Raw genomic sequence first — 14,356 nt, 5'->3', positions numbered from 1 at the left:
GATTGAGTTGGAGAGTTTTAAAGTTGGGGAGTTGGAGGGTTGGAGCGTGTGAGTGTTTAAGGGTTTGAGTGTGTAAGTGTAATAGAAATAGAGTTGTTTTGCTTTTTTCCTTAAAAATATTTTGGGGATTTCTCTTTCGTTGAAATGACAGGATTGTGAAAAATACAGCGAAAAGCATTTCTTATCCTACGTCAATGATTTGTACCTCTCTTCTGATATACATTTGCAGTATAATTAACAACAAAAAATATTAATACAATGGCAACAAAATGGAACTTAGACCCTGCTCACAGTGAAATTACTTTTAAAGTAAAACACATGATGATCTCTAATATCAAAGGAAACTTTACAGATTTTACGGCTGAAATTGATGCGGAAGACGATACTTTTGCAAATGCTAAAACAACGGCAACAGTTCAGACAGCCTCTATCTCTACGCACAATACAGACAGAGATAACCATTTAAGATCTGCTGAATTCTTTAACGCTGAAGCTAATCCAACAATTACTTTTGAATCTTCTGCTTTGAACAACGAAGTAACAGGAAATTTAACGATCAACGGAATTACAAAGCCTGTAACACTTGATGTGGATTTCAACGGAATTAATGTTGATCCGTGGGGAAATACGAAGGCTGGTTTCTCTTTCGAAGGGAAAATCAACAGAAAAGATTTCGGACTGAACTGGAATGCTGCGCTTGAAGCAGGAGGTGTAATGGTAAGCGAGGAAGTAAAAATCGCCGGAGAATTACAGTTTGTAAAACAAGCATAAGAACATAAAAATCAAGGTAAAAGAGCAAAGGAAAGTTACATTACCTTTGCTCTTTTCTGTTTTTGAGAATAAAAAAATGAACCTCAACGATTTACAAAACATCAGCGAAAATTTTAAAAATACTCAGAAAATGCCTGTTCTTTTTCTGGGACATGGTTCGCCGATGAATGCTGTTGAAGAAAACCAGTTTGTACAGGGTTTCCGAAAAGCTTCGGCTGAAATTCCGAAACCGAATGCCATTCTCTGTATTTCGGCACACTGGTTTACGCAGGGAACGAAAGTAACGGCAATGGAAATGCCGAGAACGATTCATGATTTTGGAGGTTTTCCGCAGGCTTTGTTTGATGTACAGTATCCTGCTCCGGGAAATCCTGAGTTGGCAAAAGAGACGGCAGAATTGCTGGCTCCGGTTATCGTGGAGGAAGATCACAACTGGGGACTGGATCACGGAGCATGGTCTGTGATTAAACATATGTATCCGAATGCAGATATTCCTGTTATTCAAATGAGTATTGATTATACAAAACCTCCGCAGTATCATTTTGACTTGGCTAAGAAACTCAATAAGCTCCGCGAAAAAGGAATTTTAATTATCGGAAGCGGAAACATTGTTCATAATTTGAGACTGATCGACTGGAGAAATATCAATACTGTCGGAGCCGGATGGGACTGGGCGATTGAAGCCAGAGAAAAAACCAACAACTGGCTTTTAGACGGAAATTTCCGGAACATCATCGATTACCAGAAACAGGGAACATCGCTGCAATATGCGGTTCCCACTCCCGATCATTATCTCCCTTTACTCTATACTTTAGGACTAAAAGAGAAATCTGAAAACCTGAGTTTATTTAATGATGAATTAATTGCAGGATCTTTGAGTATGACGAGCGTGAGAATAGGATAAAAAAAACGGAAGAAATTTTCTTCCGTTTCTTTCTTATTAAGGGCAATGCTATCATTAGATTCTTTGGATACCAACAACATGAGGTTGTCCGTCAATCGGAGCATAGATTTCTACAACGGCATTCCAAACTACCTCAGAAGGCGGCATGGAAGCAAGGCACTGGTAACGGTAGTTTGTTCCGTTTACGACTTGTGTAGATACAGATTGCGGTTGATATTTTACTCCAACAAATCCATTCATTGCTTCGTCGAATACTTTTTGATCTTCCGGTGTTAAAGGATGATACGCTGTCCAGCCTCCTACTAATTCTTTTGTTTCCATGTTTTAATTTTATTTTGTGTTCCTACTCTTCTGGCTTTTCGGATTTCGCCCCGTTTGAATGGTTTCTGGTCTCCATGATTATTAAGTTTTGTTTGTGATCACCTTTCAAAGATACCACACTTCCTCTAGAGCGGTTAGCGTAGATTTACTAATTTTTCACTTTAAGTAGAAATACTTAATATGATGATTCAGGAGAAATAAAAAGGGAATATCGTTAATTAACAATATTCCCTTTCCTCTATTTTTAATTTAATTCTTTACTGTACCGCCTGTAAAACATTAATATTTCCATATCCGTAATCTGAGTTCGGAGTCGGATAATAGGTTGCAGACTGTCTCATTTTATTAATAACCTGATCTCTCGTCCATGAAGGATTTTTAGCCCAGACCAACGCTGCAATTCCTGCGGTGGAAGCTGTTGCTACAGAAGAACCACCTACATAATCAGTTTGTCCGTTATAGTAACTTAAGACCGGAATATTGCTTCCTGAACCTCTTTCCATCTGATAAGTAAAATCGATTTCGCTTCCTGAGTGGCAAACGTCGCATTTCTGATTGGACGTATTTTCTTTTACTCCGGTTATCGCTTGTGTTTCAGGCATCCAAGCCGGAAAAATAACGCCTACGAAATTGGTGAAGCTGGTGGAAGTTCCGCCTGCGCAGAAAATTAATTTTCCTTTTGAATACGCATATTTTACGCCATCTTCAATTTTCCCGACAGAAAAGATATGCCCCATCGACATTGAAATAATTTTTACACTGTTATTATTACCCAGATCTGTAAAGGCTATTTTCACTCCGTTTTGCTCATGATATCCGTCCAGAACTACATTAGAAGCTGCTCTGTACGTTACCAGATTGGCATTATAAGCTACTCCAACCGGTTGTCCCTGATTGTTTCTAGGCGCTGCTGCTGCAGAAGCCATGCTTGTTCCGTGACCACATTTATCGGCAGAACCGTCGTATCCTGTACTCCACGGCCAGACTGAATCTACATACACTCCATTTTTACTGATGGTTCTTCCTGTAGAAAGTCCGTTATTAAAGCTGCTTCCTAATAAAGACTGCTCCGGAGAAACACCGCTGTCTATCACTCCGATGGTTACTCCTGCTCCGGTGCTATAGCTCCATGCATTAATGATATTGTGCTTCGTAAATGACCACGGTGCTTTTGCATTAGGAGAAACGGTTGTATAATCCGCAGCATTCAAAGCGGTAGATTCAAATCCGCATCCTGAAGAACTGCTGCTGGATTTTGCAGTTGCCCCGAATTGTTTTTCGTTTTCAAAATAACGGTAATCTGCAGGTTCAAAATAACGGATGTTTTTCATTTTTCTAAGGGCAATCACCGTTTCCTGCTTTTCGATGGCAACGTCGATCTGATTCAGATGTTGGTCTGAAGACAGTAAAATTCTGTCGGTCTTTCCTTCATATTTTTTAATCAGGTCTAAAATTTCGTTTTCAATGGCTTTGTTGTCTGCATCCAGACTTCTGTCGAAAGAAGAGCCAAATCCGATGGAAGCAATTTTATTTCCCTGAAAAATCCCGCTCCACAGAAAATGATCGGAAGATTCATTCCATGAAAATCTGCCTTTCGTTTTGATGGTTTCGTTGATTTTTTCATTGATCTGTTTTGCCGTTAAAGGATCTTTCTGGGTAATTTCCGTACTGGCAACATTGTTCTGAAGATCGTCTCTGTTACATGCCGTGAAAACAAAGAATAACAATAAAAGGTAAAAAACATTTTTTCTCATATAAATACTATTTGATTGGTAAAACCAAGATATTAATTTACAATGAATTACCGTACAACAGAATTTAAAAATTTATTATGCTTAAAATAATACTATGAAATTAAGCTATAAAACTTTTTCATAACAGACACTTTTATCAATTCCGATGTACTGTCCGTAATTTGGAATTCTTGTGTAACCGCTTTTTTCATAAACAGAAAGGGCTTCATTCTGCTCCAATGAGCTTTCCAACACCGCTTTTGTATAATTCAATTCCTTTGCCCAGATTTCCAGTTCTTTAACGGTCGTTGTTGCTAAACCCTTCTTTCTGAAATCAGGATTGGTGTACATTCTTTTAATTTCAACTGTTTCTTCATCAAATTTTTTAAATGCCCCACAAGCCGCAGGAATTCCATCCATGTAAATGACAATACAGTTTTTGATCATATTAATTTTGTTAAACTGATCGTAAAAAGCATGATCTTCCCCATTGCGAATGGCTAAATCTGCATCTAAAAGCTGTACTAAATTTTGAAAATCTTTATTGGAAGAATCTGTTCTTTTAATTGTCATTGAAATGGTTTTAGGCTAAATTAAAGATTTTGTTTTTAAATTTTAATACTTTTCCAGTGGCGATGTTTTTTTAAACACAAATGGCACTCATATTTTCACAATTCAACACAAATATTTTTTTTAAATCTTGGAAAATAAAAAAGACTTCCATTTGCGGAAGTCTTTGTGTTATTTACTTTTTGGTGGCGGTGGAGATTGATACCCTTTTTGTGTGTTAATTTTATCAATCAGCTTTTTGGCTAAATTCTGTCCCCACTCTCTGCCGACTTCCATACTTTCATTCATGATTAAAGGCATGTTAGAAATTGTCTTTTGCCCGATAGGAGTTTTATAAAATTTTATCAGTTCATCAAGATCCGATTCTGTATAATATTTTGAATAAATAGGAATATAGAGTTTAGAAAATTCTTCTGTGGAAACTTCTTTTAAAAATCCATTCCAAAATTCATCAGGAATATCTTTATAATTTTCTTTATATGTATTTACAAATTGCTGAGCTCCCTATACCGCCATTTTACTCACTCCGGTAACTTCAATTAATTCTTTGATCTTTGCTTCTTTTGAAGTTTGGGCAAAACCTGTAACTCCTATCAAAAAAACAAATGCTACTATAATTTTTTTCATCTTGTTTTAATTAACTATAAATTTCCTTTCATTTATCAATTCTGCGATTGCAAGCATGTCCTGTCCGATCAGTCTGTCATCTTCAAGCTTAGCTACTTTTGAACGAAGGATTTCAAAATTTTCTTCAATAATTTTTGAACATTTTGCCGGTCTTCGGAATTCTAAACCTTGTGCCGCAAACATGAGTTCAACCGCTAAAATATTCACGAGATTACCAAGAACCTGATTGAATTTTCTGCCGGAAATACTTCCCATCGAAACATGATCTTCCTGTCCTAAACTCGTCGGAATAGAATCCGCAGAAGCCGGAAAACATAATGTTTTATTTTCCGTAACCAACGCAGCAGAAGTATATTGAGGAATCATAAATCCTGAATTTAAACCTGAACTTTCCGTCAGTAATCTTGGCAAACCGTATTTCCCTTCCAGTAAAAGATAACTTCTTCGGTCTGAGATATTTCCCAGTTCCGCAGCAGCCAAAGTTGCATAATCCAAAGGTAAAGCCATCAATTGTCCGTGGAAATTTCCTCCGGAAATCGATTCTTCCGCGCTTAAAACAATTGGATTGTCTGTTACGGAATTCAGTTCCGTTTCTGCCATCATTTTCAGATGTTCGAAGGCATTTCTGCTTGCACCGTGAACCTGCGGAACACATCTCATAGAATACGGATCCTGAACACGATCGCAATATTCGTGTGCTTTAAGATTTTCAGAACTCTTTAAAAATTTAAGCATTCTCGCTGCTACTTTTTTACTTCCTTCAAACGGACGGATCTCATGAAGTTCTTTTTTAAACGGACTTGCAGAACCTCTGTATGCTTCAATACTCATTGCCGCTGTCATATCTGCAAGATCAAGCAAATATTCAAATTTTTCTAATCCTTTAATCGCATGCGCAAGAATAAACTGCGTTCCGTTGATTAATCCCAATCCTTCTTTCGGTCCTAAAACCAAAGGTTCGAGATTGTTTTTTTCTAAAATTTCGGCTGTTTCAAAAATTTCATTTCCAACCCAAACTTTTCCAAGCCCCAAAAGCGGCAAAACGAGATGTGCCAAAGGAGCCAAATCTCCGGAAGCCCCTACAGAACCCTGCTCCGGAACTACCGGAATAATGTCTTTTTCCAGCATCAGGATCAATCTTTCGATCACTTCCAGAGAGACTCCGGAAAAACCTTTTGACAGCGCATGAACTTTTGCAATCATCATGATTTTTGAAAGTTCTTTATCAATTGGTTTTCCTACGCCTACTGCGTGAGAAATAATCAGATTATATTGTAACTGTGCGGTTTCTTCTTCAGATATTTTTACATCACACAAAGGACCGAACCCTGTATTGATTCCGTAAACCGTTCTGTCTGATTCTACAATTTCACGTACATTTTTTTGTGATTTTAAAATCTGTTCTTTGGCAGCCTTGTTTAGTTTAGCTTTATCAGGAGTTTTACAGATCTCCAGAACATCATGGAAACTGAAAACATCTACACCGTATATCATTCTCTAAATTTTGTCTTAAAATTACACATTTGGCAACGATTGGAAAAACTAAATTTCAACAGTCTGTATTTTTCTGAAAATAAGTGAATTAATTTGCTATTTTTACCGCAGAAATATAAAAATTAATATCCCATGAAACTTAAAACTTTAGTGTTTACGCTGTTTCTTGTAAGCACAGCTTCTTTCGGACAGAAAGTAAAATACTCCAAAGAAGAAATTAAAAAAATGGAACAGTACCTTTTTAATGAAGGTTTTAATGCTCCCTCTGTAAAAAAGACATCTACCGTAATATTAAAGGACGGGACGACTCATAAAGGTTTCTGCAGCAAAACAGATACGAAAAAGGGTCAGATTTTTGAGGTTACGCTGAAAGATAGTATTTCTAAAAAGCCATCGGTATTTGTTGCCGATAACATCAGCGAAATGTATTTGTATCCGAATGAGGCTGAAAAAGTCGGGAAAGTTTTTAAATACATGGGCAACATCAGAAACTATCAGACCAAGAAATTAAAAAACTCAACCACCAAAGACCGTATTCACTTTGTAAACCAGACCGTTTCCCTGAAAAATAAGAAGGACGACAAAGAATTCTTAATGCAGGTCATCAATCCGGAATTTGATGATATTATTTCCGTATATCATGATCCCAGAGCAAAAGAAACCGGCGGATTTTCGGTGATGGGTTCTCCACAATTGGGTGGCGGTGTTACAAAATCCTACTATGTAAAAAAAGGAGATAAAGTAATGTGGCTTCATAAAGATGATTTTGAAGACAATTATGATTTTCTTTTTGGCGACAATCCTGAGTTTATGAAAAAATATCCTAAGAATTCTGTGGAATGGGATTATTTCAGCTTTTTAGTGTATCAGTATACAGAAATGAGCCAAAGCTAAATTTTTAAGTACAAAAGAATAAATCGTTTAGAAAGAAACTGTTTAATTACAATCAATTTTAACAAATATTATAAAGCTGTAGCATTTTTACAGCTTTTTTTGTGCTTCTAAATTCCGTAATTTTGTTATATGAATCCTTCTTTAGAATTACAACTCAAAACTTTACCTTCCGAGCCCGGTGTTTATCGTTATTATGACAAAAATGATCAGCTTTTGTATGTAGGAAAGGCTAAAAATCTGAAAAAAAGGGTTCTCTCCTATTTCAACAAAAATCTTTCAGGGTACCGCATCAAAATCATGGTGGGAAAAATCCAGCGGTTGGAAACAACGATCGTTAATAGTGAATATGATGCACTTTTACTGGAAAATAATTTAATTAAGGAACATCAGCCGTTTTATAATGTCATGCTGAAGGATGACAAAACGTATCCGTGGATCTGTATTAAAAACGAAGATTTTCCGAGAATTTTTCTTACCAGAACCAAGATTAAAGACGGTTCCGAATATTACGGACCTTACGCAAAAGTACGTCCTGCAAAGATTCTTCTTGATACGATAAAGCATATTTATAAATTAAGAACCTGCAATCTCAATTTAGCTCCGAGTAAAATTGATGAAGGAAAATACAAAGTATGTCTGGAATATCACATCAAAAACTGTGAAGGCCCCTGCGAAGGACTGGAAAGCAAGGAAGATTATGATGAAAAAATAGATGCCATCCGCGGAATTATTAAAGGAGATTTCCGTAAAGCGAAAGAATATCTGGTGAACCAGATGATGAAATATGCAACCAATCTTCAGTTTGAAAGTGCACAGATCATCAAAGAAAGAATTGATGCGCTTGAAGATTATCAGACTAAAAATACAGTGGTGAATCCGAGTATTGATGATGTGGATGTTTTTGGAATGACAAGCGACGAAACGGCTGCTTACGTTAATTTCTTTAAAATAAGGAACGGAAATATTATCCAGAGTTATACCACCGAGATTAAAAAAATCCTTGAGGAAAGCGACGAAGATATTATGGAGCAGGCTTTGGTGGAAATCCGTCAGAAATTCGATTCCCATTCAAAGGAAGTGCTTCTGCCTTTTCATCTGTCTATTGAAATTCCGAATGTAAAACTGATCGTTCCGAAAGTAGGTGATAAAAAGCGAATCGTTGAGCTTTCTGAAAAGAATGCGAAAGAATACCGTTTGGAAAAATTAAAACAGGTTCAGATCGTTGATCCGGAAAGACATACGAACAGAATTATGTCTGAAATGCAGAAATTGCTGAGAATGCCGGTTGAACCACGACACATTGAAGGTTTTGACAATTCCAATATTCAGGGAACGAATCCTGTTTCTGCGTGTGTTGTTTTCAGAGACGGAAAACCAAGCAAAGCCGATTACAGAATTTTTCATCCGAAAACGGTGGAAGGTCCCAATGATTTCGCTACAATGGAGGAAGTGATCTACCGCCGTTACAAAAGAATGCTGGATGAAGGCGAAGATATGCCTCAGTTGATTTTAATTGACGGTGGAAAAGGTCAGTTATCTTCTGCGGTAAAAAGTCTGAGACTTTTGGGATTATACGGAAAAATTACCATTGTAGGCATTGCGAAACGTCTGGAAGAGATTTTCTTTCCGGAAGATCCTATTCCTTTATATTTGGATAAAAAGTCTGAAACGCTGAAGATTTTGCAGCGTGTGAGAGACGAAGCGCACCGTTTCGGGGTGAAACATCACAGAACCCGAAGAAAAAATTCTACGATAAAATCTGAACTGGAAGAAATTCCGGGAGTTGGGGAAAAAACAATTGAATTATTGCTTTCAAAATTAAAATCAGTCAAGAGAATCAAGGAATCTAATCTTGAGACATTGGAGGAGATTTTAGGGAAAAGAAAAGCGAAAATCATTTACGATTTTTTTAACGAATAATGATAAACGAGAAATAAATAGCAAATAATAAATTATTTTATGAAAATAATTTTTATAAAATTTGTTAATTTAAATATTTTTTATAAATTAGATGAAGTTAAAGACTTCTTAACTCAAAAACTTCTTCATATTTAAATTTACAAAAAAAAGTCCTCGTAACGAGGACTTTTTAATTTATGCTGTAATGCTGTTATTTTTTATAAAATATTTCTTTGCCGTACTCACCTCCGGACAAAGGCATTTCTATAATAATATTTCCATTTTCGTAGTATCCTAATGTAGATTCTCCGTTTTGTAGTTTAACTCTGAAAACATCGCTTTTTGTTGTGGCTTTAAAAGTTGCAAACGGCGAAGAGCTGTTAGAATTCACCAGAATAAACTGAGAATTGTCGATCTGAATTTTTTGAAGATCCATTTTTCCGTTGCTGAATTTCAACGCCGTATTGTCTACAGATGAAGATGAACTGTTGGTAACAACCTGCGTAGAGTTTGCTGTTACGGTTTCCTGAACTTTTACTTGTGAAGCTGGCTGTGCTGTAGGATTAGCCGGAGAAATGGAAACAAAAGTCTGCTTCAGTGCATCCTGATAACCTTCTTTGTATTCCTTAATATTAGAAGCTCCTTTAATGGATGAAACTACTTTATCATTACAGTCTTTAAACTGAACCAATACTTTGTTTCGTAAAAAACCACTGTCGTTGATGATATCTGCCATCAGAACATTGCAGGGATTACTTTGTGCTTCAGCCGGCCATTGTAACTTATCCGAAGGAATTACTGTATAATTTTTACTTCTTAAAGTTTTGGTTAATAGATTATTCAACCCGAAATCTTCTTTAAAAGTTTCCAGTTTCGAAGGAAGAGAAATATATTTATAATCCGAAACCTTCTGTCCGAAAGCCAACATCGAACTGGCTGTTAATATGATAAGCGATATTTTTTTCATTTAATTTAAATTTTAATCGTTTCTGAATTGCCCGATATCCAGTTTCAGAGAAAAGAAATTGGAATAGAAATTAGACCCTCCGATTCCGGAATTGGTAATTGCATAATCCAGCGTAAGACCTCGGTATCTAATCCCGATTCCCGCACTTGGTTGGAAAGAAACTTTTCTTCTGAGATCCTCAATATCTGTAATCGACTGGAATCTGTTCACTCCCAATCTCACGAAAATCATTTTCTGATAACCTAATTCTGCTCCGGCATAAGGCGTTAAACTCGCAAAATCAGAAGAAACCAAGGCTGCCGTTTTTGCAAAATCTACATTAATTCCTGCTTCCGGCAATACATATACACTGCTGTTGATTTCAAACATTTTACTTACACCTGCATTTAATTTCGGCATCGTAAGCTCCATTTTATCTTTTGGCGCAGGGTTGAATTCTTCTCCGTTAACCACGGTTGAAAGTTCTTTCTGATTGACGCTCCAGAAGTTCACGGTAGTGGTTGCATCTCTCAGCATCCCTCCCAGTTTCCAGCCGTTGTCCATTTTATAAATCGCACCCACGTCGAAACCGAAACCATATCCGTTGGCAAATTTCCCTACATTTCTGTACACAATTTTAGCGTTAATCCCCACATCAAGCTTCTGATTTCCTCCCGGATTGAATGCATAAGAAAGAATTGCTGCGTAATCGGACTGGGAGAATTTGGTGATTTTGTCATAATCAATATTTCCTTCGGTGTCGATTAACTGTGTGGTATTTAAGATATTATCTACTCCCAATCTTACAACAGAAACTCCGAAAACTCCGGTTTCCAGAACTTTTGCATAGGCTAGATAATCGTATTTTGCGATAGATTCGAAATATTCGGCGTGCATTGCTGCGCCCTGCCAGTCTTTTTCCACGCCCATTAATCCAGCGGGGTTCCACATCGGGGAATAGACATCATCCTGATTGGAGATCACCGCACCTCCCATCGCAAGACCTCTTGCCCCGGCTCCGATGTTCAGAAATTCGTTGGAATATTTTCTGATGATCTGGGATTGCGATATCCCGAAAACCAGAGAGAATGCAAGTAAAAAATATTTTTTCATCATATCAATTGATGCTTAATTTAAAGTTTTTTGTTTTTTAGCTTTTATCAATCCGTTAGCAATGATTGCCAGTATCATAACTCCTGAAGCGATGTAAAAAATCGGGCTCATGTGTTCTGATTCCCCAAAGATAAAAAAAGCTAGTATAATTCCGTAAACCGGTTCTAAATTAACTGTTAAAATTAATGTAAAAGGCGAAATATATTTCATGAGATTCACCGATTCCAGCATCGGGAAAGCTGTGAAAACACTTGCCAGTAAACCTATTAACGCGATATCGCGGTAACTTATTTCATTTATCGAAAAAATTTGTCCTGAGAAGAGATAAAATATCAATAAAATAAACCATCCTGAGAATATTTCATAAAAAATGATATTTCCTGAGCTTGTTTTTCCAAACATCTTTCCGTTGAAAACCGAAAAAATGGTTCCGAAAATGGCACACAGCACTCCGTAAAATATTCCTTCTTTGTACTGAAATTCTGTTTTGAAGATCAACAAAATACAGGCGACAATCACCACTCCCATGACGACTTCCGAAACATCGATCTTTCTTTTGAAAATCAAAGGTTCCAGAATGGATGCAAATAAGGTGGATAAAGACAGACAGCTTAATGCGATGGAAACATTCGATATTTTAATGGAGTAAAAAAAGCAGTACCAGTGAAGCGCCATCGAAAAGCCGATTGCAGCCAACTGGAAAAATACTTTCTTCGAAACTTTAATGCTGTCTTTTTTGAAAACACGGATGTACAAAAAAAGACAGATCGCCGCAAACAGCATTCTGTAAAAAACCAGAATTTCTGCATTCGCATGAATCAGTTTTCCCAAAATTGCTGTAAATCCCCACAAAAACACTATCAAATGCAATCTGAAAAGAGCCAATTTATGCATATCCTACCTTCTTTTACTATTTCTGCAAAAATACAAATAGGTTTTACATTTCGTGTAATAATTTTTCAGTAAAGCTTCTGATTTTCTGATAAAATTTAAAATATGGTTGATTGCCGGAAAACAGGATTTAAGATTCCTATTTAACATAAAATAAAAAAACCCTGAAAATTTATTCAACTTTCAGGGCCTTCAAATAATAAACTATTAAAAAAATAAACTAGGAACTTAGAGGAAGGATGAGATTTCACTCTCCCTTTCTCTAATGTAAAGTTAGCAAATTACGAACCATAAAAAATATATTTTTTGTTAAATATTTCATAAAATTCTGAAAACCAATTTATTAAACATTTGTTTACATCCATTTTCATTCCATGTAAAAAATAGTATCTTTAAACGGAAAAAATTGAAATTTTTATGGACATTGAATTCAACAAAAGAGAAGATCAGAACAGATTAAAATTATCCGAAATCAATCGCTTATTGACAGAAATTAAAAAGGGAGGTGGTGAAAAGAGGCTTCAGAAGCTTCGTGAAGAGGGAAAAATGACGGCAAGAGAAAGAATTGACTATCTTCTTGATAAGGATTCTGATTCCATAGAAATTGGGACTTTTGCCGGATATGAAATGTATGAGGAGCACGGAGGCTGCCCAAGCGGGGGTGTTGTTGTGGTAATGGGGTATGTTTCCAAAAGACAATGCATCATTGTGGCAAATGATGCTTCTGTAAAGGCGGGAGCATGGTTTCCGATTACGGGTAAGAAAAATCTCAGAGCTCAGGAAATTGCCATGGAAAACAGACTTCCGATTATTTATCTGGTAGATTCCGCAGGGGTTTATTTGCCGATGCAGGACGAGATTTTCCCTGATAAAGAGATGTTCGGGAGAATTTTCAGAAATAATGCTAAAATGAGTGCTGCAGGAATTATTCAGATTTCTGCTGTGATGGGAAGCTGTGTTGCAGGTGGTGCTTATCTTCCGATTATGAGTGATGAAGCGATGATTGTGGAGGGAACGGGTTCTATTTTCCTTGCAGGAAGTTATCTGGTAAAAGCGGCAATCGGGGAAAGTATTGATAATGAAACTCTGGGAGGAGCCACTACACATTGTTCGATTTCGGGAGTTACGGATTATAAGGCTAAAGATGATAAAGATGCGCTGAACAGAATTAAGAATATCATGAAGTCTTTGGGAAGTACTGAGAAAGCGGGTTTCGACAGAATTGAAAGTGTACCGCCGAAAGAAAAGCCTGAAAATATTTTCGGGATTATGCCTGTTTCAAGAGCGGATCAGTATGATACCTACGATATTATAAAATGTCTTGTAGACAATTCTGAGTACGAGGAATATAAGCCTGATTACGGGAAAAGTATTATCTGTGCCACGGCAAGAATCGATGGCTGGTCTGTAGGAATTGTAGCGAACCAGAGAAAGCTTGTAAAAAGCGGAAAGGGTGAAATGCAGTTTGGAGGGGTGATTTATTCTGATTCTGCAGATAAAGCAACCCGATTTATTGCGAACTGTAACCAGAGAAAAATTCCGTTGGTGTTTTTACAGGATGTAACCGGCTTCATGGTGGGTTCTAAATCTGAACACGGAGGAATTATTAAGGATGGTGCAAAAATGGTGAATGCTGTTTCTAATTCCGTGGTTCCGAAATTCACGATAATTACCGGAAATTCTTACGGAGCCGGAAATTACGCGATGTGCGGAAAGGCTTATGATCCAAGGTTAATTGTTGCGTGGCCATGGGCAGATCTTGCGGTAATGGGTGGTGCTCAGGCTGCAAAGGTTTTAGCACAGATTCAGGAATCAACATTGAAAAAACAAGGAAAAGAAATTTCTGAGGAAGAACATAAAGAAATTCTGGATTCTATTTCGGCAAAATATAAGAAACAGACGGAAGCAACTTATGCAGCAGCAAGGTTGTGGACCGATGCAATTATTAATCCTGTAGATACCAGAAAATGGATTTCTATGGGAATTGAAGCGGCGAATCATTCTCCGATTACAGAGAAATTTAATCTTGGAGTTATACAGGTTTGATAATTGATAATTGATAATTGATAATTGATGATTGATGATTGATGATTGATGATTGATTATAAATAAAAAAGATGTGGAAATTAATTCTACATCTTTTTTTGTTTTGAATGGATAAGTTAGTCCATTATTTAAATTCTGACTTTCATC

General features: G+C 36.8%; 14 protein-coding genes. 5 read left to right on the top strand and 9 right to left on the bottom strand.

Translation table 11 applies throughout. The annotated features are described in order from the left end of the window. The first annotated feature begins 258 nt into the window (after positions 1-258). Both QWT87_RS20335 and ygiD read left to right on the top strand, forming a co-directional pair. A complete protein-coding gene (locus QWT87_RS20335) occupies positions 259-771 on the top strand; it encodes a YceI family protein (RefSeq protein WP_076396693.1) in 513 nt (170 codons plus the stop codon). Between the two features lie 76 nt (positions 772-847). Next, on the top strand, positions 848-1,675 hold the full coding sequence (ygiD, locus tag QWT87_RS20330) for a 4,5-DOPA-extradiol-dioxygenase (RefSeq protein WP_302718476.1): 828 nt from the start codon (positions 848-850) through the stop codon (positions 1,673-1,675). A gap of 54 nt (positions 1,676-1,729) precedes the next feature. Here ygiD and QWT87_RS20325 read toward each other — a convergent pair whose 3' ends face one another. The 6 genes from QWT87_RS20325 to hutH form a co-directional block, all read right to left on the bottom strand. After that, a complete protein-coding gene (locus tag QWT87_RS20325) occupies positions 1,730-1,996 on the bottom strand; it encodes a hypothetical protein (RefSeq protein ID WP_116100027.1) in 267 nt (88 codons plus the stop codon). Between the two features lie 257 nt (positions 1,997-2,253). Continuing rightward, positions 2,254-3,750, bottom strand: a complete 1,497-nt coding sequence (locus tag QWT87_RS20320; protein ID WP_302718474.1) for a S8 family peptidase — start codon at positions 3,748-3,750, stop codon at positions 2,254-2,256. A gap of 105 nt (positions 3,751-3,855) precedes the next feature. Beyond that, positions 3,856-4,302: a GNAT family N-acetyltransferase gene (locus tag QWT87_RS20315; RefSeq protein WP_302718472.1), complete on the bottom strand. Its 447-nt coding sequence runs from the start codon at positions 4,300-4,302 to the stop codon at positions 3,856-3,858. A 168-nt stretch (positions 4,303-4,470) separates the two neighbouring features. Continuing rightward, positions 4,471-4,758: a DUF2059 domain-containing protein gene (locus QWT87_RS20310; RefSeq protein ID WP_302718479.1), complete on the bottom strand. Its 288-nt coding sequence runs from the start codon at positions 4,756-4,758 to the stop codon at positions 4,471-4,473. A 45-nt stretch (positions 4,759-4,803) separates the two neighbouring features. After that, complete coding sequence (locus QWT87_RS20305) at positions 4,804-4,926, bottom strand: DUF2059 domain-containing protein (RefSeq protein WP_302718470.1); 123 nt, start codon at positions 4,924-4,926, stop codon at positions 4,804-4,806. Between the two features lie 6 nt (positions 4,927-4,932). Further along, the gene (hutH, locus tag QWT87_RS20300) at positions 4,933-6,420 is read right to left on the bottom strand and encodes a histidine ammonia-lyase (RefSeq protein WP_108408871.1); all 1,488 of its coding nucleotides are present in this window, start codon (positions 6,418-6,420) and stop codon (positions 4,933-4,935) included. Between the two features lie 132 nt (positions 6,421-6,552). Between hutH and QWT87_RS20295 the strand changes: the two genes are divergently transcribed. Further along, positions 6,553-7,314: a hypothetical protein gene (locus QWT87_RS20295; RefSeq protein WP_185207038.1), complete on the top strand. Its 762-nt coding sequence runs from the start codon at positions 6,553-6,555 to the stop codon at positions 7,312-7,314. Positions 7,315-7,443: 129 nt separating this feature from the next. Then, positions 7,444-9,234 (top strand): excinuclease ABC subunit UvrC, encoded by a 1,791-nt coding sequence (gene uvrC / locus QWT87_RS20290; protein WP_302718468.1) that lies wholly within the window; start codon positions 7,444-7,446, stop codon positions 9,232-9,234. Between the two features lie 190 nt (positions 9,235-9,424). Here the strand turns inward: uvrC and QWT87_RS20285 are convergent, their stop codons facing one another. From QWT87_RS20285 to QWT87_RS20275, 3 genes are read right to left on the bottom strand one after another with little or no spacing between them, the layout of a single operon-like run. After that, complete coding sequence (locus QWT87_RS20285; protein WP_302718467.1) at positions 9,425-10,180, bottom strand: hypothetical protein; 756 nt, start codon at positions 10,178-10,180, stop codon at positions 9,425-9,427. 12 nt (positions 10,181-10,192) lie between these two features. After that, entirely contained in the window at positions 10,193-11,275 is a 1,083-nt protein-coding gene (locus QWT87_RS20280; protein ID WP_185207044.1) for a putative type IX sorting system protein PorV2, read from the bottom strand. A gap of 12 nt (positions 11,276-11,287) precedes the next feature. After that, the gene (locus QWT87_RS20275) at positions 11,288-12,166 is read right to left on the bottom strand and encodes a DMT family transporter (RefSeq protein WP_302718466.1); all 879 of its coding nucleotides are present in this window, start codon (positions 12,164-12,166) and stop codon (positions 11,288-11,290) included. Positions 12,167-12,580: 414 nt separating this feature from the next. Here QWT87_RS20275 and QWT87_RS20270 point away from each other — a divergent pair, with 414 nt between their 5' ends. Continuing rightward, the gene (locus tag QWT87_RS20270) at positions 12,581-14,209 is read left to right on the top strand and encodes an acyl-CoA carboxylase subunit beta (protein ID WP_302718464.1); all 1,629 of its coding nucleotides are present in this window, start codon (positions 12,581-12,583) and stop codon (positions 14,207-14,209) included. Positions 14,210-14,356: the final 147 nt, after the last annotated feature.

The organism is Chryseobacterium urinae (assembly GCF_030518295.1).
In the GTDB taxonomy this organism is placed as follows: Bacteria; Bacteroidota; Bacteroidia; order Flavobacteriales; family Weeksellaceae; genus Chryseobacterium; species Chryseobacterium mucoviscidosis.
This window is presented reverse-complemented; position numbering and strand designations above follow the sequence as displayed.